The 19,626-nt window shown below is 71.8% G+C and carries 18 protein-coding genes; 5 read left to right on the forward strand and 13 right to left on the reverse strand.

The features are described from left to right. The first annotated feature begins 31 nt into the window (after positions 1–31). Positions 32–787, forward strand: coding sequence for an SIS domain-containing protein (locus ACIBNA_RS15750; RefSeq protein WP_399165768.1), 756 nt, complete (start codon positions 32–34; stop codon positions 785–787). A gap of 10 nt (positions 788–797) precedes the next feature. Here ACIBNA_RS15750 and ACIBNA_RS15755 read toward each other — a convergent pair whose 3' ends face one another. Together ACIBNA_RS15755 and ACIBNA_RS15760 are read right to left on the reverse strand one after the other, a co-directional pair. Next, positions 798–2,195 carry a PAS domain-containing protein gene (locus ACIBNA_RS15755; RefSeq protein ID WP_399165769.1) on the reverse strand — a complete coding sequence of 466 codons (1,398 nt, stop codon included), beginning with the start codon at positions 2,193–2,195 and terminating at the stop codon, positions 798–800. Between the two features lie 166 nt (positions 2,196–2,361). Further along, a complete protein-coding gene (locus ACIBNA_RS15760) occupies positions 2,362–2,775 on the reverse strand; it encodes a RidA family protein (RefSeq protein ID WP_399165770.1) in 414 nt (137 codons plus the stop codon). Positions 2,776–3,066: 291 nt separating this feature from the next. Here ACIBNA_RS15760 and ACIBNA_RS15765 point away from each other — a divergent pair, with 291 nt between their 5' ends. Continuing rightward, positions 3,067–3,543, forward strand: a complete 477-nt coding sequence (locus tag ACIBNA_RS15765) for a diadenosine tetraphosphate hydrolase (protein WP_399165771.1) — start codon at positions 3,067–3,069, stop codon at positions 3,541–3,543. 51 nt (positions 3,544–3,594) lie between these two features. Here ACIBNA_RS15765 and ACIBNA_RS15770 read toward each other — a convergent pair whose 3' ends face one another. Further along, positions 3,595–4,695, reverse strand: coding sequence for a citrate synthase 2 (locus ACIBNA_RS15770; RefSeq protein WP_399165772.1), 1,101 nt, complete (start codon positions 4,693–4,695; stop codon positions 3,595–3,597). A gap of 285 nt (positions 4,696–4,980) precedes the next feature. Here ACIBNA_RS15770 and pdxH point away from each other — a divergent pair, with 285 nt between their 5' ends. After that, on the forward strand, positions 4,981–5,649 hold the full coding sequence (pdxH, locus tag ACIBNA_RS15775) for a pyridoxamine 5'-phosphate oxidase (protein WP_399165773.1): 669 nt from the start codon (positions 4,981–4,983) through the stop codon (positions 5,647–5,649). Here the strand turns inward: pdxH and ACIBNA_RS15780 are convergent. Genes ACIBNA_RS15780 through ACIBNA_RS15815 form a run of 8 tightly spaced genes read right to left on the reverse strand, consistent with a single transcriptional unit; the run spans position 5,639 to position 15,619 of the window. After that, positions 5,639–6,262, reverse strand: a complete 624-nt coding sequence (locus ACIBNA_RS15780; RefSeq protein WP_399165774.1) for a TetR/AcrR family transcriptional regulator — start codon at positions 6,260–6,262, stop codon at positions 5,639–5,641. The genes pdxH and ACIBNA_RS15780 overlap by 11 nt on opposite strands. Positions 6,263–6,266: 4 nt before the next feature. Continuing rightward, positions 6,267–7,001 (reverse strand): enoyl-CoA hydratase family protein, encoded by a 735-nt coding sequence (locus tag ACIBNA_RS15785; RefSeq protein WP_399165775.1) that lies wholly within the window; start codon positions 6,999–7,001, stop codon positions 6,267–6,269. Continuing rightward, a complete protein-coding gene (locus tag ACIBNA_RS15790; RefSeq protein ID WP_399165776.1) occupies positions 6,998–8,509 on the reverse strand; it encodes an AMP-binding protein in 1,512 nt (503 codons plus the stop codon). The genes ACIBNA_RS15785 and ACIBNA_RS15790 overlap by 4 nt, the downstream gene beginning before the upstream one ends. Positions 8,510–8,534: 25 nt before the next feature. Further along, entirely contained in the window at positions 8,535–9,656 is a 1,122-nt protein-coding gene (locus ACIBNA_RS15795) for an acyl-CoA dehydrogenase family protein (protein ID WP_399165777.1), read from the reverse strand. A gap of 56 nt (positions 9,657–9,712) precedes the next feature. Further along, a complete protein-coding gene (locus ACIBNA_RS15800) occupies positions 9,713–11,557 on the reverse strand; it encodes a biotin carboxylase N-terminal domain-containing protein (protein ID WP_399165778.1) in 1,845 nt (614 codons plus the stop codon). An 8-nt stretch (positions 11,558–11,565) separates the two neighbouring features. Then, positions 11,566–13,164 (reverse strand): acyl-CoA carboxylase subunit beta, encoded by a 1,599-nt coding sequence (locus ACIBNA_RS15805; protein WP_399165779.1) that lies wholly within the window; start codon positions 13,162–13,164, stop codon positions 11,566–11,568. Next, a complete protein-coding gene (locus ACIBNA_RS15810; protein ID WP_399165780.1) occupies positions 13,161–14,828 on the reverse strand; it encodes an acyclic terpene utilization AtuA family protein in 1,668 nt (555 codons plus the stop codon). Before ACIBNA_RS15810 ends, ACIBNA_RS15805 begins: the two co-directional genes overlap by 4 nt. Next, positions 14,825–15,619: a TIGR03084 family metal-binding protein gene (locus ACIBNA_RS15815; protein WP_399165781.1), complete on the reverse strand. Its 795-nt coding sequence runs from the start codon at positions 15,617–15,619 to the stop codon at positions 14,825–14,827. The genes ACIBNA_RS15810 and ACIBNA_RS15815 overlap by 4 nt, the downstream gene beginning before the upstream one ends. Positions 15,620–15,973: 354 nt before the next feature. Here ACIBNA_RS15815 and ACIBNA_RS15820 point away from each other — a divergent pair, with 354 nt between their 5' ends. After that, positions 15,974–16,366 (forward strand): hypothetical protein, encoded by a 393-nt coding sequence (locus ACIBNA_RS15820; protein ID WP_399165782.1) that lies wholly within the window; start codon positions 15,974–15,976, stop codon positions 16,364–16,366. A gap of 23 nt (positions 16,367–16,389) precedes the next feature. After that, positions 16,390–17,073, forward strand: coding sequence for a formylglycine-generating enzyme family protein (locus ACIBNA_RS15825; protein WP_399165783.1), 684 nt, complete (start codon positions 16,390–16,392; stop codon positions 17,071–17,073). Positions 17,074–17,345: 272 nt separating this feature from the next. On the opposite strand, the gene ACIBNA_RS15830 is transcribed toward ACIBNA_RS15825, so the two are convergent. Then, complete coding sequence (locus ACIBNA_RS15830) at positions 17,346–18,317, reverse strand: EamA family transporter (RefSeq protein WP_399165784.1); 972 nt, start codon at positions 18,315–18,317, stop codon at positions 17,346–17,348. Between the two features lie 140 nt (positions 18,318–18,457). Next, entirely contained in the window at positions 18,458–19,594 is a 1,137-nt protein-coding gene (locus ACIBNA_RS15835) for a lipid II:glycine glycyltransferase FemX (protein WP_399165785.1), read from the reverse strand. Between the last annotated feature and the right edge of the window lie 32 nt (positions 19,595–19,626).

The raw sequence follows: 19,626 nt of genomic DNA on the forward strand, positions 1-19,626 counted from the left end.
CTCGCCCGAGGCCAGCCCGAAGGGACCCCGTATGAGCGACCGCGCGCCGGCCGGCCAGTTCCTCGACGCCGCGATCGGCCTGCTGCGGCGGGTCCGCGACGAGGAGGCCGACGGCATCACGGCGGCCGGGACGCTCCTCGCCGACACCGTCGAGAACGGCGGCCGCCTCTTCGCCTTCGGCGCCGGGCACTCCTCACTCGCCGCGCAGGACCTCGTCTACCGCGCCGGCGGTCTCGCCCTGATGAACCTGCTCGCCGTGCCCGGTGTCGTCGGCGTCGACGTCATGCCCGCGCCGCTCGGCTCCGCCCTGGAACGCGTCGACGGCCTCGCGAGCGCCGTCCTGGACAGCTCCCCGCTGCGCGAGGGCGACGCCCTGCTGATCATCTCCCTCTCGGGGCGCAACGCCCTCCCCGTGGAGATGGCCATGACCGCGCGCGCCCTGGGCGTCAAGGTCATCGGCGTGACGTCGGTGGCGTACGCCTCGGAGACGAAGTCCCGGCACGCCTCGGGTACGCATCTCAAGGACCACTGCGATCTCGTCCTCGACTCGAAGATCGCGGTCGGCGACGCGGAGCTCACCCTCGACAACGTGCCCGCCCCCTTCGCCCCCGCCTCCACGGTCGTCACCTCGGCCCTCCTCCAGGCCGTCATGGCGACGACGGCCGCCACGCTCGCCGACCGCGGCGTCGAGCCCCCGCTCCTGCGCTCCGGGAACGTCGACGGGGGCCATGACTGGAACGGGCGAGTGATGGAGCAGTACCGGGACCGGATCTTCTACCGGCACTGAGGCCAACGCCTCACTGCTCGTCCGACAACCCCGCGAGATCCAGCGCCGCGGCGATCCGCACCGCCACGTCCTCCGCGTACATCGCGTCGGACCGCTCGAAGGCACTGCGCCCCGCGCCCCGCAGGAACGTCACGACACCCAGCGTCCGCCCCCGGCTGCGCAGCACCGCGCACAGGGCGTGCACGGCGTTCGGTGGCCACTGGCGGGCCAGGGCCCACTCCCGGGCCTGCTCGGGCGAGGCGCCGCCCGCGCTCGCCCGCAGCGCGCCGACCCGCTCCACGCACTGCAGGGCCGGATGCCCCTCGGCGTACCGCACGGGCAGGCCCGCGCGGTCGGCGAGATTGCTCGGACCCGGCGCTCCGGAGGGCGTCGCGGCGACCCGCACCAGCCGCACCGGCCCCTCGGTCTCCGTGTCGGTGAGCGCACCGCCGGCCACCCGGTCGATCAGCGCGTGGTCGGCGAAACCGGCCAGGGCGAAGTCCAGGTGGACGGTCGCGGCCTCCGCCGGGTCCTCGCACTCGGCGGCGGCCCGGGCGGCCCGGTGCAGCTGCTGCGTACGGAACCGCAGCAGCGACGCCTCCTGCTCGGCCTGCTTGGCCTCCGTCACGTCCTGGAACAGCCAGCCCACGCCCAGCGGAACCGGCTCCTCCGCCAGCGGCGAGGCCAGCCGCAGGAAACCGCTGCGCCAGCACCGCCGCCGCTCCCCCTCGGGCGTACGCACCGTCACCCACACCTCGGCGGGCGCGGGCGGCGCGCCCTCCGCCAGCACATGCTGAAGCGCGCTCTCCAGCTCCTCCACACCCTGCGCGAGCAGCTCCCCGAGGGGCCGCCCGAGCACGGACGTACGCCCCGTGCCCAGCGCCTTGGCCGCGTGCGCGTTCACCACGGCGGGCCGCAGGTCGACGTCCACGAGCACGACACCCCAGCTGGCGTCCTCGAACAGCGCCTCGCTCAGCGCGATCGACCGCTCCAGATCGATCTGCGCGTGCACCTCGCTGAAGGCGCAGTACACACCCGCGGGCTTTCCGTCCGGACCCCGTACGGCCGCCGACTGCGTCCGTACGAGGATCCGCCCGCCGTCCTTCGTCAGCAGCGCGAACTCGTGCACCTGGCGCCCCGGCGCGTGCATGGCGGACAGCAGCCGCCCCTCGACCTCCTCGGCGTCCGCGCTGCGCACGGCCCACCCGGCGAGGCCTCGCCGTCCCACGGCCTCGTCGGCGCTCCATCCCAGGATCCGCTCGGCCTCGCGGTTCCAGTGCGTCACGACCCCGTCCGCGTCGAAGGCGCACAGCGCCGCGTCCATGCCGTCCAGCAGCGCGGCAAGCAGATCCGAACCATCCGAATTGTCCCGCTCGGGCTCGTCCGGCCCCAGCTCGTCGGTGGTCCCACTACGCCGGGAAGCACTCACCTGGACCCCCTGCAGGCTGCGTCCGCACGTACGGCACGTCGGTTCGCTACTTGCAATCATTCAACTCGAACGTGACCCAGCGCACACCGAGTTCCCACAACATTGAAGGAATCGTTGTACGGCGGCGATCCCCACGTCAACGCCCGGAGGGCGGCCTGCCGCGGGCTCAGTCGATCAACGACAAGGCCCCAGTACCACTCCCGCGCCGCGCGTACACCTCGATCTCGATCTTCATCCGGGGATCCGCGAGCCCGCACACCAACATCGTCGCGGCCGGCCGCACCTCACCGAAGCACTTCCGCAGCACCGGCCAGCACGGTTCGAAGTCCTCCCGCTCCGGCAGCAGGTACCGCACCCGCACGACGTCCGCGAAGGAACACCCCGCCTCCTCCAGCGCGGCCCCTATGTTCCGCAGGCACTGCTCGGCCTGCTCCACGACGTCGTCGGAGATCGTCATGTCCGAGTAGTCGAACCCGGTCGTGCCCGACACATGCACCCAGTCCCCGTCCACCACGGCCCGGGCGTACCCGATCCGCTCCTCGAACACCGAACCGCTGAGAATCGCCCGTCGTCGCGTCATGGGGTCAAGGTCTCAGAAAAACGGTTGATCCGAGGCCGGACCGTTTCCTAGGGTTCCAGGTACACGAGAGAGGAGGTGGTTCGGCAGATGTATGAATACCGGACGCGTGAGGTGGCTGCGGGCTAGCGGCCCGACACCACACACAGTGCGGTGCCGGACCAGCACGTGAGCGAAACGTGCAGCCGGCCCAATCTCCAGCAGTCACCCGACCCGCGAGTCGCCGGTACGTCCGGCCGGCTCCTCCTTTGGAGGACCAGGCTCGCGGGTCGTCTGCGTTTTCCGGGGGGGGGGATGGTGGTGGGTGAGTGGCGCGACGATCGGATCGGCAGCGCTCTCCAGGGCGGGAATCCGGCCGTGATGCGGAGGCTGGACGCCGGGTTCGCGGTGATCGGCGATGTGCAGTTTCTGCCTGGCTACTCGGTGTTGCTGACCGACGATCCCGCGGTGGAGCGGCTGTCGGAGCTGCCGCGGAGCAGGCGGCTGGCGTTTCTCGGGGGCATGGAGCGGCTGGGTGACGCCGTCGAGCGGGCCTGTCGGCGGATGGAGTCGGGGTTTCTGCGGGTCAATCTGGAGATTCTCGGGAACGCCGACGGGTTCCTGCACGCGCATGTGTGGCCGCGGTACGACTGGGAGCCCGAGGATCTCGTACGGCTGCCCGTGTGGCTCTATCCGCGGGAGATGTGGAGCGAGGAGCGGTATGCGCTCGGGGCGCGGCATCAGCCGTTGCGGGAGGCGATCGGTGAGGAGCTGGACCGGCTCACGGGGTGAGACGTGCACACGGCCTCACCCGGAGCCGGGTGAGGCCGTGTGTGAGAGGGGTCAGTGGGCGATGTCCTCATAGCCCTCGATCTCGCGGGGGTTGCGGGTGCCGGGGCCGGTGTAGCGGGCCGAGGGGCGGACCAGGCGGCCGGTGCGCTTCTGTTCGAGGATGTGGGCGGACCAGCCGGCCGTGCGGGCGCAGGTGAACATGGACGTGAACATGTGGGCCGGGACCTCGGCGAAGTCCAGGACGATGGCTGCCCAGAACTCGACGTTGGTGGCCAGGACCCGGTCGGGGCGGCGGGCGTGGAGTTCCGCCAGGGCCGCCTTCTCCAGGGCCTCGGCGACCTCGAAGCGGGGGGCTCCCAGTTCGCGGGCCGTGCGGCGCAGGACCCTCGCCCTCGGGTCCTCGGCGCGGTAGACGCGGTGGCCGAAGCCCATGAGGCGTTCGCCCTTGTCGAGGGTCTGCTTGACGTAGGCCTCGGCGTCGCCCGTGCGCTCGATCTCCTCGATCATGTGCAGGACGCGGGAGGGGGCGCCGCCGTGGAGGGGACCCGACATCGCACCGACGGCTCCCGACAGGGCCGCCGCCACGTCCGCGCCCGTCGAGGCGATCACGCGCGCCGTGAACGTGGACGCGTTCATGCCGTGTTCCGCGGCGCTCGTCCAGTACGCGTCCACCGCCGCCACGTGCTTGGGGTCCGGCTCGCCGCGCCAGCGGATCATGAAGCGCTCGACGACGGAGTGGGCCTTGTCGATCTCGCGCTGCGGGACCATCGGCAGGCCCTGGCCGCGGGCCGACTGGGCGACGTAGGACAGGGCCATGACGGCGGCCCGGGCCAGGTCCTCGCGGGCCTGTTCGGCGTCGATGTCCAGGAGGGGTTTCAGGCCCCAGACGGGCGCGAGCATGGCCAGGGCCGACTGGACGTCGACGCGGATGTCGCCGGAGTGGACGGGGATGGGGAACGGCTCGGCGGGGGGCAGGCCGGGGTTGAAGGCGCCGTCGACGAGCAGGCCCCAGACGTTGCCGAAGGAGACGTGTCCGACGAGGTCCTCGATGTCGACGCCCCGGTACCGGAGTGCGCCGCCCTCCTTATCCGGTTCGGCGATCTCCGTCTCGAATGCGACGACTCCCTCGAGCCCGGGTACGAAGTCGGACATCAGGCGGCTCCTCGTGATGTAAGCGACAGATGGTGTGATGTGGGGTGGGACGAACGAACCATGTGTCAGTCAGCTTGCGAAGCGGGCGGCCGTCCAGTGGATCCACGGTCGTGTGCGGCGACTCGCGGTCCTGGCCGGTCTCCCCTGTGATGCCCCGTGCGGCTGGCGGTCACCCAACCGGAACGGCACGGAAACGATAACCCCGAGTGCCACTGTTGGGGAGGGTTCACGGCACTCAGTGCCAGGCAGTGACGAAGGACACCGTCCATACGGCAAGATGACCGGGTGACCGACCGCGACGCCGTCCCCTTCGACCTGGCCTCGATGCGCAAGCAGTACCGGGCCGAGGGCCTCTCCGAGACCGAGCTGGCCGCCACCCCCGTCGAGCAGTTCGCGCGCTGGTTCAAACAGGCCGCGACGGACGGCGGGCTGTTCGAGCCGAACGCCATGATCGTCTCCACGGCCGACGCCGAGGGCCGGCCCAGCTCCCGCACGGTCCTGCTGAAGCACTTCGACGAGCAGGGCTTCGTCTTCTACACGAACTACGACTCCCGCAAGGCGCGTGACCTGGCGGAGAACCCGTACGTCTCGCTGCTGTTCCCCTGGCATCCGATGGCCCGGCAGGTCATCGTGTCCGGGATCGCGCGGCGTACCGGGCGGGACGAGACGGCGGCGTACTTCCGCACCCGGCCGCACGGCTCGCAGCTCGGCGCGTGGGCCAGCGCGCAGTCCTCGGTGATCGCCACGCGCGCCGACGTCGACGGGGCGTACGCCGAGCTGGCCGCCCGCTACCCCGAGGGCGAGCAGGTGCCCGTGCCGCCGAACTGGGGCGGTTTCCGGGTGGCTCCGCAGACGGTGGAGTTCTGGCAGGGCCGCGAGAACCGGCTGCACGACCGGTTGCGGTACGTGGAGCGGGCCGACGGGAGCTGGCGCGTGGAGCGGCTCAGTCCCTGACGCCGCCCAGCGCCTGCTCCAGCAGCCCCGCCCACTGCTCGACCACCCGCTCCCGGCGTGCCGAGTCGTCCGTGAGGAGGGTGGCCAGGCCCAGGCCCCGGGCCATGTCGAGGAGGCCCTGGACGGTTTCGCGGACGCCGGGGACGGATTCGTCGGCGGCCAGGAGGTCGACGGCTATGCGGTGGGTCTCGCGGCCCACGCGGGATTCGAGTTCGGTGACGCGGGGGCGGAGCTGGTCCTCGTTGGAGGCGGCCACCCAGAGGTGGAGGGCCGCGCGGAAGATCGGTCCCGTGTAGAGGTCGACCAGGGCCGCGACGACCGCGTGGCGGTCTCCGGCCGCGCCCTCGGGGAACAGGGCGCGCAGGGCCGTGGAGCGTTCCTCGGCGACGTACTCGACGGCCGCCGTGAAGAGGTCCTCGCGGGTCGGGAAGTGGTGCTGGGCGGCGCCGCGGGAGACACCGGCGCGTTCGGCGACGACGGAGACCGTGGAGCCGGCCCAGCCGTGTTCGGCGAGGCAGGCCACGGCGGCTTCCAGGAGCCGCTTCCGGGTGGCCCGGCTGCGGTCCTGCTTGGGGACTCTCTCCGCGCGGTCGGCCGTGCTCACACCGCCCATGTCCTCACACCACCCATGCCGGATCCCGTCGTTCGAGGAAGGCCGTCATCCCCTCGCGGGCCTGCGGGGAGGAGAACAGCCGGGCCGAGAGCGCGGTCAGACCCGCCGCGTCCCTGTCGAAGGCTTCCAGCACCCTAGCCGTGAGCAGTCGTTTCGTCTCGGCCAGGGCGTCGGGGGCGGATCTGCGCAGGCCGTCCAGGATGGGGGCCAGTGCCGTGTCCACGTCGTCGGCGTGGGTGGTGAGCAGGCCCGTGCGGGCTGCCTCCGCCGCGTCGAACCGTTCGCCGGTGAGGTAGTGGCGGGCCAGCGCGCGCGGGTCCGTGCGCGGGAGCAGCGGCAGGGAGATGACCGCGGGGGCGACGCCGATGCGGACCTCCGTGAAGGCGAAGGTGGCCTCGGTGGAGGCGGCCGCGATGTCGCAGGCGGCCACGAGGCCGAGGCCGCCCGCGCGGACGTGGCCGGTGATCCGGGCGACGACCGGCTTGGGCAGTTCGACGATCCGCCGCAGCAGGCCGACCAGCGCCTCGGGGGGCGGGGGGTCGCGGAGGTCGGCGCCCGCGCTGAAGGTGTTGCCGGTGTGGGTGAGGACGACCGCGCGGACGTCGCTGTCCTGGCCGGCGTCCGTGAGCGCGTCGGCCAGTTCACCGACGAGGGCCGCCGACAGGGCGTTGCGGTTGTGGGGCGAGTCGAGGGTGAGGGTCTCGACGGCACGCGCGCGTGCCCTGCCGACCAGGGTCATGCGCGCTCCCTGAGCTGTCGGCGGAGGATCTTGCCGGAGGCCGCCCGGGGGACGCCGTCGATGAAGGTGACGTGCCGGATCCGCTTGTAGGGGGCCACGCGTTCGGCGACGTACATCATGATCTCCGCCTCGGAGAGGTCGGTGGCAGTCGGGTGGCGTACGACGTGGCGCTCCGGGGCTGACCGCCGGAGCGCCTTGTCGTACCCACGGCAACGGCTTGGTTTTCGCTGTGCCGCCGTGCACCAGGCTCCCAAGGAAGCCCTTGTACTTGTTGGCCTGCCCCCGCCGCGAGCGGCAGGAGACCGACCCTCACGGATCGGCCTTTCTGCTTCGACGCCAGTCGCTGCCCCGGTCAAGGCGAGGGGCGGTGTCCCGCCCAGCAGTCTCACACCAGCTCCACAGACCTGACTTCCCGCCAGCCCGGCGGTAGACGTGCGGCTTCTGAGAGGGCCGAACGTATCACTAATCGTAACAGGGTAATCACAGACCAGTGTCGCCCCTTTCGGTACTCCCAGTACGGCTTGCGTGCCGGGCGACAGTTCCGTCATGCCGTAGGCCTGGCCGACGGGCGGCAGGCCGAGCCGCTCGGAGCAGGCGACGGCGAGCCGTGCGTCCAGGGGGGCGGCGGCGCTGAGGATGTACTTCAGCGACGACAGGTCGTACTGCGTGACGGCCGGGTGCTTGGCGAGGGCGAGGACGATCGGCGGGGCCACGTACAGGCCGGTGATGCGGTGGTTCTGGATGGCGGCGAGGAAGGTCTCCAGGTCGAAGCGGGGCAGGACGACGACGGTGGCGCCCCGGCGCAGGGGCGCGTTCATGAGGGCCGTCAGACCATAGATGTGGAAGAAGGGCAGGACCGCGAGGATGCGGTCGCCCGGGCCGGCCGGCATGACCGGTTCGAGCTGGGCGAGGTTGGTGGCGATCTGCCGGTGGGTGAGCATCACGCCCTTGGGCGTGCCGGTGGTCCCGGAGGAGTACGGCAGGGCCGCCACGTCCTCCACGGGGTCGATGGCAACCTGCGGCTCGGGGGCGGCGCAGGCCAGCATGTCGATCAGGGAGCGGTGTCCGGTCGCGCTGTCGCACACGAAGATCTCGCGTACGCCGCCCGCGAGTTCGGCGGCCCGGCGGGCGATGTCCAGCAGCGGTGAGACGGTGATGATCCAGTGGGCCGCGCAGTCCGTCAGCTGCTTGGCGAACTCCTGGGCGGTGGCGAGCGGGTGCACGGTGGTGACGGTGGCACCCGCGCGCGTGGCGGCGTAGAAGGCGGTCGGGAAGGCGATGGTGTTGGGGCTGTGCAGGGCGAGGACGTCGCCCTTGCGCACCCCGGCCTCGGCGAGGGCGGCGGCGACGCGCCGGTGGAACCGGTCCACCTGCTCGTACGAGAGGGTGGTGCCGTCGGTGCCGTCGATCAGCGCAGGTATGTCGCCGAACTCCGCGGCCCGGGCGAGGACGGCGTCGTGGATGGGCAGTTCGACGGGCGGAACGTCTGCGTACTGGCTGCGGAACATGGTTCCTCCTCGCGCGCGGGCCGTCTCAGTACGACTTGGGCAGGCCCAGGCTCTGGTGGGAGACGTAGTTGAGAATCATCTCCCGGCTCACCGGGGCAATACGAGCCACACGCGCGGCCGTTATCAGCGAGGCGAGGCCGAACTCGCGGGTGAGGCCGTTGCCGCCGAGGGTGTGCACGGCCTGGTCCACGGCCTTCACACAGGCCTCCCCCGCCGCGTACTTCGCCATGTTGGCGGCCTCGCCCGCGCCCATGTCGTCGCCCGCGTCGTACAGCCGGGCCGCCTTCTGCATCATCAGGCGCGCGAGTTCGAGGTCGATGTGCGCCTGGGCCAGGGGATGGGCGATGGCCTGGTGGGCGCCGATGGGGGTGTTCCAGACCTGTCGTTCGCGGGCGTACTCGACGGCTTTGGCGAGGGCGTAGCGGCCCATGCCGATCGCGAAGGCGGCCGTCATGATGCGTTCGGGGTTGAGGCCGGCGAAGAGCTGGAGGAGCCCGGCGTCCTCGTCGCCGACGAGTGCGTCGGCGGGCAGCCGCACGTCGTCCAGCGTCAGCTCGAACTGCTTCTCGGCGGCGTTGAGTTCCATGTCGATGGGGCGGCGGGTGAAGCCGGGTGCGTCACGCGGGACGATGAACAGGCAGGGCTTGAGGCGGCCGGTGCGGGCGTCCTCGGTGCGGCCGACGATGAGGGTCGCGTCCGCGATGTCGACGCCGGAGATGAAGACCTTGCGGCCGGTGAGGACCCAGTCGTCGCCGTCTTTTCGTGCCGTGGTGGTGATGCGGTGGCTGTTGGAGCCGGCGTCGGGTTCCGTGATGCCGAAGGCCATGAGGCGGGTGCCGTCGGCCAGGGCGGGGAGCCAGTGCTGTTTCTGGGCGTCTGTGCCGAAGCGGGCTATCACCGTGCCGCAGATGGCCGGTGAGACGACCAGCATGAGGAGGGGACAGCCGGCCGCGCCGAGCTCTTCCAGGACGATGGAGAGTTCGGAGATGCCTCCGCCGCCTCCTCCGTACTGCTCGGGGAGGTTGACGCCCAGATAGCCTAGTTTGCCTGCCTCGGACCAGAGTTGTGCGGGGTCGTGGGGGCGGCCGTGGCGGTTGCCGAGTGCGGCGACTGCCTCTCGCAGGGCTTTGTGGTCTTCGGTGTCCATGGGGAGTCCTTTCGGGTGCGAGCCGTATGTGGCTGGTCGCGCGGTTCCCCGCGCCCCTAAGAGGCTTCTGTCACCACCGCCAGCAGCGCGCCCGGCTCTACCTGTTGTCCGGGTACAACACACAGCTCACTCAGAATTCCTGTAACCGGTGCCGCGATCCCGTGCTGCATCTTCATCGCCTCCAGCCACAGCAGGGGGGCTCCGGCCTTCACGGGCGTTCCCGCGGTGACGCCGTCGGCCACTCGGACGACCGTGCCCGGCATGGGGGCCAGGAGGGAGCCGGGGACGTGCTGGGTCGTCGGGTCGGGGAAGCGGGGCAGCGCCGTCAGGGCGGTGTTGTTCACGTGGATCCGGTCGCCGTAGCGCGCCACCTCGAACTTGCGCCGGACTCCGTCCACTTCGAGGACCACGAGGTGCGCGTCGGCCTGTACCACCCGTACGCCGTCCGCCTCCAGGCCCGTGCGCGTGTGCCGGTAGTGGACCTCGTGCTCCTCGCCCGCCATCAGGTAGCGCTTGGTCTGGGGCTGTGAGGGGACATTGCGCCAGCCGCCGAAGCGGGAGCGGCTCCTGGCGTCGGCGAGGGCGGCTGCCAGGGGGGCGTGCGGGTCGGGGGACGGGTCGGTCAGGTCCGGCAGGTGGCGGTCGTAGAAGCCGGTGTCCACGCGGGCCGCGGTGAACTCCGGGTGGCGCAGGGAGCGGACCAGGAGGTCGCGGTTGGTGACGGGGCCGTGGATCACGGCCCGTTCCAGGGCGGAGGCGAGCTTGCGGATGGCTTCCGTGCGCGTGGGGGCGTGGGCCACGGCCTTGGCGAGCATGGGGTCGTAGTGGACGCCGATGTCGTCGCCGTCGGTGTAACCGGTGTCGAGGCGGATGCCTTCCGGTACGGACAGGCGGTGCAGGCGGCCGGTCTGGGGGGACCAGTCGCGGGACGGGTCCTCGGCGTAGAGGCGGGCCTCCACGGCGTGGCCACGCGCGCGTGGCGGGGTGTCTTCGAGGGGGTGGCCCTCGGCGACGCGGATCTGTTCGGCGACCAGGTCGAGGCCGAACACGGCTTCCGTCACGGGGTGTTCGACCTGGAGGCGGGTGTTCATCTCCAGGAAGTGGGTCCTGCCGTCGGCGACGAGGAACTCGACCGTGCCGGCGCCCACGTAGTCGACGGCTCGGGCGGCCCGTACGGCGAGGGCGCTCACCTCCTCCTGGAGCGCCTCGGGCAGTCCGGGTGCGGGGGCCTCCTCGACGACCTTCTGGTGGCGGCGCTGGAGGGAGCAGTCGCGGGTGCCGAGCGGCCAGACGGTGCCGTGGGTGTCGGCGAGGATCTGCACCTCGACGTGGCGGCCGTTCTCCACGTACGGCTCGACGAAGACCTCGCCGTCGCCGAAGGCACTCGCCGCTTCGGCGCGTGCGGCGGCCAGTTCGGCGTCCAGGTCCGCCAGGTGCCGTACGACGCGCATGCCACGGCCGCCGCCGCCCGCTGCCGCCTTCACCAGGACCGGCAGGTCGGCCTCGGTGACGTCGGTGAGGGGTTTCAGGCCCATGAGCCGCTTGGCGCGGGTCTTGGACGCCATCGCCTCGATGGCCTGCGGGGGCGGGCCGATCCAGACCAGGCCCGCTTCCAGGACGGCCCGGGCGAAGCCGGCGTTCTCGGAGAGGAAGCCGTAGCCGGGGTGCACGGCGTCGGCGCCGGACGCGACGGCGGCCTTCACGATCAGGTCGCCGCGCAGGTAGGTGTCGGCGGGCGCGGCCCCCGGAAGTCGTACGCCCGTGTCGGCCACGCGCGCGTGGAGGGCGTTCTCGTCGGCGTCCGAGTGCACGGCGACCGTGCGGATGCCCAGCTCGCGGCAGGTGCGGAAGACACGGCAGGCTATCTCGCCCCGGTTGGCGACCAGCAGGGTGGAAATCATCTGTTCCCTCACATCCGGAAGACGCCGAAGCCGCCGCGCGCGCCCTCGTAAGGGGCGGTGTGGATGGCGGAGAGGCACAGGCCGAGGACGGTGCGGGTGTCGCGCGGGTCGATGACGCCGTCGTCGTACAGCCGCCCGGACAGGAACATCGGCAGCGACTCGGACTCGATCTGCCGCTCCACCATGGCGCGCAGGGCGGCATCCGCCTCCTCGTCGTACGGCTGTCCCTTCGCCGCCGCCGACTGCCGGGCGACGATCGACAGCACGCCCGCGAGCTGCTGCGGGCCCATCACGGCCGACTTGGCGCTGGGCCAGGCGAAGAGGAAACGCGGGTCGTAGGCCCGACCGCACATGCCGTAGTGACCGGCGCCGTAGGAGGCGCCCATGAGGACGGAGAGGTGCGGGACGCGGCTGTTGCTGACCGCGTTGATCATCATCGCGCCGTGTTTGATGATGCCGCCCTGCTCGTACTGGCTGCCGACCATGTAGCCGGTGGTGTTGTGCAGGAAGAGCAGCGGGATGTCGCGTTGGTTGGCGAGCTGGATGAACTGGGCGGCCTTCTGGGACTCCTCGCTGAAGAGGACGCCTTGGGCGTTCGCCAGGATGCCGACGGGATAGCCGTGGAGGGTGGCCCAGCCGGTGGTCAGGCTCGTCCCGTACAGCGGCTTGAACTCGTCGAAGTCGGAGGCGTCGACGATGCGGGCGATGACCTCGCGCGGGTCGAAGGGGATCTTGAGGTCGCCGGGCACGATCCCCAGAAGCTCGTCCTCGTCATACTTCGGGGAGGTGGCCGGTCCTGGATCGCCGTACGCCTTGCGGTGGTTGAGGCGGGCGACCACGCGGCGTGCCTGCCGGAGCGCGTCGTGCTCGTCGACGGCGAAGTGGTCGGCGAGGCCCGACACGCGCGCGTGCATCTCGGCACCGCCCAGGGACTCGTCGTCGCTCTCCTCCCCCGTGGCCATCTTCACCAGCGGCGGACCGCCGAGGAACACCTTCGCGCGCTCCTTGACCATGATCACGTGGTCGGACATGCCGGGGACGTAGGCGCCTCCGGCGGTGGAGTTGCCGAAGACGACCGCGAGGGTGGGGATCGCGGCGGCGGACAGCCGGGTCAGGTCCCGGAAGACGGCGCCCCCGGGGATGAAGATCTCCTTCTGGGACGGCAGATCGGCGCCGCCGGACTCGACCAGGCTGATGCAGGGCAGCCGGTTGGCGAGGGCGATGTCGTTCGCGCGCAGGGCCTTCTTCAGCGACCAGGGATTGCTCGCTCCCCCGCGCACGGTCGGGTCGTTGGCGGTGATCAGGCACTCCACTCCCTCGACGACACCGATGCCGGTGACGAGCGAGGCGCCGACGGTGTAATCGCTGCCCCAGGCGGCCAGCGGGGACAGCTCCAGGAAGGGCGTGTCGGGGTCGAGGAGCAGCTCGACGCGTTCGCGGGCGAGGAGTTTGCCGCGCCGCCGGTGCCGCTCGACGTACTTCTCGCCGCCGCCCGCGACGGCCTTGGCGTGCTCGGCGTCGAGTTCGGTGAGCTTGGCGAGCATGGCCTCGCGGTTGGCCCGGTACTCGGGGCTGCTCGGGTCGAGCGCGGAGGTCAGGACGGTCACAGAAGGGCCTCCGGTATGTCCAGGTGGCGGGAGCGCAGCCATTCGCCGAGGGCCTTGGCCTGCGGGTCGAAGCGGTGCCGGGCGGCGACGCCCGCGCCGAGGATGCCCTCGACGACGAAGTTGAGGGCGCGGAGGTTGGGCAGGACGTGCCGGGTGACGGGCAGTTCACGGCTCTCGGGCAGCAACTCCCGCAGCCGGTCGGCCGTCAGCTCGTGCGCGAGCCACCGCCAGGCGTCGTCCGTGCGGGCCCACACACCGACGTTGGCGTTGCCGCCCTTGTCGCCGCTGCGGGCGCCCGCGACGAGGCCGAGGGGGGCGTGCCGGGTGGGCCCGGGCGGCAGCGGCTGTGGCAGGGGCGGTTGTGGCACCTCGTCGAGTACGGCGGTGTCGTGGACCGGCGGCACGGAGACCCGGCGCCCGTCATGGAGGACGGCCACATGGTCGACGGCACCATGGGGGACGTACACATCCTCGAAGACCCCATAGGGCGAGCCCTTTCCGGGTGGCGCCAGTACATGGAAGCCGGGGTAACTGGCGAGCGCCAGCTCCACGGCCGCCCCGCTCAGGGCCCGCCCGACGACCTCCTGGTCGGGGTCCCGTACGACGAGCCGCAGCAACGCGCTCGCCGTCTCCTCGCTCGGGGCGTCGGGCCGGTCGGTGCGGACCAGCTCCCAGCGCACGTCGGCGGCCTTGCCGAGGGCGGGTTCCATCTGCTCCCGCACGAGGGCGGCCTTGGCCTCGATGCCGAGGCCGGTGAGCACGAAGACGACCTCGCCTCGGAAGCCGCCGAGCCTGTTGAGCCCGACCTTGAGGGTGGGCGGCGGCGCCTGACCGCGCACTCCCTCGATCCGCACCCGGTCGGGCCCGTCCTGGCCGAGCCGCACGGTGTCCAGCCGGGCGGTGACGTCCGGCCCCGCGTACCGGGCGCCGGCCGTCTCGTACAGCAGTTGGGCGGTGACCGTGCCGACGTCGACGAAGCCGCCGGTGCCGGGGTGCTTGGTGATGACGCAAGAGCCGTCCTCGTGGAGCTCGGCGAGCGGGAAGCCGGGCCGGCGGACGTCGCCGTCCCGGAAGAAGGCGTAGTTGCCGCCGGTGGCCTGCGCCCCGCACTCCAGCACATGCCCGGCGACGACGGCCCCCGCGAGCCGGTCGTGGTCCGTTTCCTGCCACCCGAAGTGGGCGGCGGCCGGCCCGGTGACGAGTGCTGCGTCCGTCACCCGCCCGGTGACGACGATGTCGGCGCCCGCCCGCAGACACGCCGCGATGCCGAAGCCGCCGAGGTAGGCGTGGGCGGCGAGGCTGCCGGGGAAGGCGGCGGTGAGGTCGTCACCCTCCACATGTGCGACGCGCACAGGGATGCCGAGCCGGTCGGCCAACGCCCGTACGCAGGCGGCGAGTCCGGCCGGGTTGAGCCCGCCGGCGTTGCTGACGATCTTCACGCCCCGCTCGTGGGCGAGCCCCAGGCAGTCCTCCAACTGCCGCAGAAAGGTACGGGCGTATCCGGCGCCGGGGTCCTTCAGCCGGTCCCGGCCGAGGATGAGCATCGTCAGCTCGGCGAGGTAGTCGCCGGTGAGGACGTCCAGGTCGCCGCCGGTGAGCATCTCGCGCATGGCGTCGAAGCGGTCGCCGTAGAAGCCGGAGGCGTTGCCGATGCGGAGGGTCACCGCGCGGCCCCGTTCGCGGGGCGGCCGGTGCCGGGCGGGCCCGCGAAGGCCTGGGCGATGTCCAGCCAGCGGTCGGCGTCGGGACCCTCGGCGCGCAGGGCGAGGTCGGCGCGGTGGGCGCGCTGGGTGACCAGGAGGCAGAAGTCGAGGGCGGGCCCGGTGACGCGTTGCGGGGCGCCCTCGGGGCCGTATGTCCACAAGTCGCCGGAGGGGGCCCGGAGTTCGACGCGGAAGGGATCGGTCGGCGGAGTCAGTCCGTGCACGCCGTAGGCGAAGTCCCGGGTCCGCACCCCGAGCCAGGCCACATGCCGCAGCCGGTCGGTGGGTGGGCGCACCACACCGAGGGCGTCGGCCACATCCCGCCCATGGGCCCAGGTCTCCATAAGACGGGCCGTCGCCATGGAGGCGGCCGACATGGGTGGGCCGTACCAGGGGAAGCGCGCCTTGGGCGGGGCGGCCCGCAGCGCCTTCTCCAGCGCCGTACGACCGTGGCGCCACCGCGCGAGCAGTTCGGCGGGCGGGAGACCGGCGTCCTCCTCGGCGCCCTCGTCGACGAAGGAGCCCGGTGCCGCGAGGGCCTTCTCGACCAGGGCGCGGAAGCCGTCGGCGTCCGTGACGGCGAGCAGGGCCGAGCGGTCCGTCCAGGCGAGGTGGGCGATCTGGTGGGCGACGGTCCAGCCGGGCGCGGGGGTGGCGAGCGCCCAGCGCGGCGAGCCCAACCCGGCCACGAAGCGGTCGAGTTCCTCGCTCTCCTCGTGCAGGTCGTCGATCACGGACGTCGGATCGGACACGGGCGCTCCCCTCGAGGCACGGCGGTGTGCGGGGTGATGCGGGGTGGTGCGGCGTGCTGAGGAGCATGGCAGCGAGGGCAGAAACAAGCAAGCGTGCTTGCATGAAAGTGTGGAGTAGCTGAAAGCGTGTGCTTCGGGGCGCTATCAATACATTCTGGGGCGCGCTCGTTCACTTGGTCGCGCAGTGGTCACGCATCGAGGGAGACACAAGGATGAGCGACTGGAATCCGGGCGGGCAGCCGCCTTACGACCCGCACGGCGGGCAGCCTTACCCGCCGCCTCCGCCCGGGCCGTACCGTCGCCTCCACCCCGCCCCTACCCGCCCTCGCCCGGTCCTCGGTGGTGTGGGTGCCGGTGGCCTACAAGATCTCCCACTCCGTCGGGGACATCGCGCGCGCCCGGGCCAACCAGTCATGGATCAGCGTGCTCGTGCTGTCCGTGACGCTCCCGGTGGTCGTGGGCGCCCTGACGGCCCTGACGGCTCCGTCGGCCCGCCGGGACCTGCTGCGCCGGGCCGCGAAGTCGTTCGGGGCGATGGTGCCCCTCATCGCCGGGGTCTTCGTCTTCCCGGCGTCCGTACTCACCGGTTTCGTCGACGGCAAGTTCGCGACCAACCCGGTGATGTCCGTGGTCACTTGGGTGGTCACGGCGTGCAAGCTCACCCGCGCCTGGCAAGGGGGTGCCCGGTCGCCGAGCGGCTGTACGAGGAATGGCGGTCAGGCGCGCCGCAGCGCGAGCAACGCTTGAACCGAGGCATAGAGTGGCTCGGCATGGGGGTAGGCGTGGGCGTGCGGAACGAGATGGTGACCGTTCCGGCGGGGCGGGTGACGCTGTCCGACCGGCGGACGCAGCGGAGTTGGGGCGTCGAGGTCGCGTCGTTCCGGATGTCGGCGGTCCCGGTCACTCAGGCGTGGTACGCCCAGGTCACCGGTGAGCGGCCGAGTGCCGCTCACGACGACCGGCTGCCCGTCGAGGGCGTGTCGTGGTGGGACGCGGTCCGGTTCTGTAACGCGCTGTCCCGGGCGGAAGGACTGACGCCCTCGTATCGCCTGGGCGATGACTCCGAGTCGGTCGACTGGGACGTCTCCGGTGACGGGTACCGGCTGCCGACCGAGGCCGAGTGGGAGCACGCCTGTCGGGCCGGCAGCAGTGGGCCGCGGTACGGGCGGCTCGATGAGATCGCCTGGTACCGCGGCAACTCGGAGGAGCGGATCCGTCCCGTGGGCGGCAGGCAGGCCAACGCGTGGGGCCTCTACGACATGCTGGGCAATGTCTGGGAGTGGTGCTGGGACGTCTATGACGCCGAGGTCTATGGCACCTACCGGGTGCTGCGGGGCGGTGGCTGGGCGGACGAGCACTGGAGTTGCCGTTCCTCTGTCCGGCGCCGCAGTCATCCGACGTACCGGATCGACGACGTGGGATTTCGGGTGGCGCGCGCATACCAGCCGCGGTAGAGGCGCCTTGGGGCTCGGCCGTTTCTTCGGATCAGCGGACGGACCAAGGGCGGCACACGCCGAGACCGTCATTTCCAGGGACGGGTCGGAATGCGGCCGGGTACATCGTGGCGGTCTTGTCTTATCGAGTGGCCAGACCGCGCCGCTGCTTGGGCCTGTCGATGCACCGCTCGACGGTGTTGCGCTGCCGGTAGGTGGTCCTGTTGGCGTTCCTGAAACTCGCCTGCTGCCTCATCACCCATCGGCAACTCAGCTCGTCGTGTCAGCCCTTGTCACCCCTCCAGCCCCGCATCCTCCAGCGCCGCCGGCTTCCCGCGGCCGCGGCCGACCTGGGTCCGTACCGCCCCCATGCTCGCCGCGATGACGAGGGCGATCGCGGCGGCCTCCATGGTGGTGAGGGCCTGGTCGAGGAGGAGGAAGCCGGCCGTCGCGGCGATGGCCGGTTCCAGGCTCATGAGGATCGCGAAAGTGGAGGCGGGCAGGCGGCGCAGGGCGAGCAGTTCGAGGGTGTAGGGCAGGACCGAGGAGAGCAGGGCCACCGCCGCGCCCAGGCCCAGCGTCACCGGGTCGACCAGCTTCGCTCCCGACTCGGCGATGCCCAGGGGCAGGAACAGCACCGCCCCCACCGCCATCGCCAGCGCCAGGCCGTCCGCCTGCGGGAAGCGGCGGCCCGTACGAGCGCTGAAGATGATGTAGGCCGCCCACATGGCGCCGGCACCCAGGGCGAAGGCCGCTCCTGTGGGGTCGAGGCTGCTGAAGCCTCCGCCGCCGAGCAGGAAGACACCGGCCAGGGCGAGCGCCGCCCACACCACATTGATCGCGCGGCGGGACGCCAGGACCGAGAGGGCGAGCGGGCCGAGGACCTCCAGGGTGACCGCGGGGCCCAGCGGGATGCGGGCGACGGCCTGGTAGAAGAGGCCGTTCATCGCGGCCATGGTGATGCCGAAGGCGACGACCGTGCCCCAGTCGGTGCGCGAGTGGCCGCGCAGCCGCGGTCGGCAGACCAGCAGCAGGACGACCGCAGCCACGAGCAGACGGAGCGCCACCACCCCGAGGGCGCCCGCCCTCGGCATCAGCATCACGGCCAGCGCACCGCCGAACTGCACCGAGATCCCGCCCGCGAACACCAGGGCCACCGGCCCGAGGGAGCCCAGCCGCCCCGGCCCGGCGGCCGGTGCGGCCGCAGCGGCGGCAGTGGTCGTTGTCGCGGGCTGGGGCGTGATGGCGCTGTCGGGGGTGGTCACGGGCGGTCCTGTGCTCGGCTCGGCTGCGTACGTACACCGTTGTGCACGCTCGTGTGCATCACGATGTACTGTCGAGTTCAGAGTAATGGACTCACTCAGGCGCGTAAACCGCTTATGCCACTGTCTCGGAATGCGGGCTCTCAGCGGCGGGCGAGGTACAGGTTCAGCGCCTTGTACAGCAGCCCGTTGAGCGGGTAGTCCCATTCGCCGAGGTATTCGACGGCCTCGCCGCCGGTGCCCACCTTGAAGCGGAGCAGGCCCACCAGATCGCTGGACTCCTCCAGGGTGTCGGTGATGCCGCGCAGGTCGTAGACGGCGGCGCCGAGTTCGTGGGCGTCGCACATCATGCGCCACTGCACGGCGCTGCTCGGCTGGACCTCGCGTCGACGGTCGGCGGAGGCGCCGTAGGAGTACCAGACGTGGTCGCCGACGGTCAGCATGGTGGCGGCGGCGAGCACCTCGCCGTCGTGGTACGCGAGGTAGAGCCGCATCCGGTCCGGGTGTTCGGCGGTGAGCGCGTTCCACATGCGATGGAAGTACGGCAGCGGGCGCGGGAGGAAACCGTCCCGCTCGGCGGTCTCGGTGTACAGCTCGTGGAAGGCCGGCAGGTCCTCCAGAGCACCGCGCACGACTTTCACGCCGGCCTTCTCCGCCTTCTTGATGTTGCGCCGCCACTGCTGGTTCAGGCCGTTGTGGATGTCCTCCAGCGACCGTCCGGCGAACGGCACCTGGAAGACGTACCGGGGCTGACCGGCGGCGAAGCCGTCCTCGCCGCCGGGTGCGGTCTGCCGCCAGCCCATGCGGCGCAGGCTGTCCGCGACCTGGCCGGCGCGGGGTTCGTACGACGTCGCCCGCACGTCGCGCAGCCGCCGGGCGGCCGGGTCCGCGATCGCCGCCTTGACCGTCTCGGCGCTCCAGCGGCGCACCACGACCGGCGGGCCCATCCGCACCGCGAAGGCGCCCCGTCGCCCGAGGTGGGCGACCATCGGCTCCAGCAGGCGTTCGAGGCCGGGCTCGTGCCAGTCGAGGAGCGGGCCTTCGGGCAGGTACGCGAGGTACCGCGGCAGTCCGGGCAACCGCGGCCCGGGCAGGGGCCGCAGCAGCACCAGTCCCGCGCCGACGAGCTGTCCGCCCTGGTCGAACCAGCCGAGGCTCTCGGCCTGCCAGTCGGGCTTCACCTCGCCCCAGGAGGGGACCTGGGTGTGGCTGGCGGAGGGGCGGGCCGTGACGAACGCGAGATGCTCGTCGCGGGTGATCGGCTGGACGCGGACGCTCATGAGCGGGCTCCTTCGAGCAGCGGCCCTCGGCG

Origin of the sequence: Streptomyces sp. NPDC050164 (assembly GCF_044459945.1) — a bacterium.
Taxonomy (GTDB): domain Bacteria; phylum Actinomycetota; class Actinomycetes; order Streptomycetales; family Streptomycetaceae; genus Streptomyces; species Streptomyces coeruleorubidus_A.

Coding starts and splice junctions, on each gene's coding strand:
- ACIBNA_RS15765 (WP_399165771.1), top strand. CDS start 3,067: ATGGTGGTGGGTGAGTGGCGCGACGATCGGATCGGCAGCGCTCTCCAG.
- ACIBNA_RS15785 (WP_399165775.1), bottom strand. CDS start 7,001: ATGACCCTGGTCGGCAGGGCACGCGCGCGTGCCGTCGAGACCCTCACC.
- ACIBNA_RS15825 (WP_399165783.1), top strand. CDS start 16,390: ATGGGGGTAGGCGTGGGCGTGCGGAACGAGATGGTGACCGTTCCGGCG.
- ACIBNA_RS15760 (WP_399165770.1), bottom strand. CDS start 2,775: ATGACGCGACGACGGGCGATTCTCAGCGGTTCGGTGTTCGAGGAGCGG.
- ACIBNA_RS15750 (WP_399165768.1), top strand. CDS start 32: ATGAGCGACCGCGCGCCGGCCGGCCAGTTCCTCGACGCCGCGATCGGC.
- ACIBNA_RS15770 (WP_399165772.1), bottom strand. CDS start 4,695: ATGTCCGACTTCGTACCCGGGCTCGAGGGAGTCGTCGCATTCGAGACG.
- ACIBNA_RS15835 (WP_399165785.1), bottom strand. CDS start 19,594: ATGAGCGTCCGCGTCCAGCCGATCACCCGCGACGAGCATCTCGCGTTC.
- ACIBNA_RS15795 (WP_399165777.1), bottom strand. CDS start 9,656: ATGGACACCGAAGACCACAAAGCCCTGCGAGAGGCAGTCGCCGCACTC.
- ACIBNA_RS15800 (WP_399165778.1), bottom strand. CDS start 11,557: ATGATTTCCACCCTGCTGGTCGCCAACCGGGGCGAGATAGCCTGCCGT.
- ACIBNA_RS15790 (WP_399165776.1), bottom strand. CDS start 8,509: ATGTTCCGCAGCCAGTACGCAGACGTTCCGCCCGTCGAACTGCCCATC.
- ACIBNA_RS15780 (WP_399165774.1), bottom strand. CDS start 6,262: ATGGGCGGTGTGAGCACGGCCGACCGCGCGGAGAGAGTCCCCAAGCAG.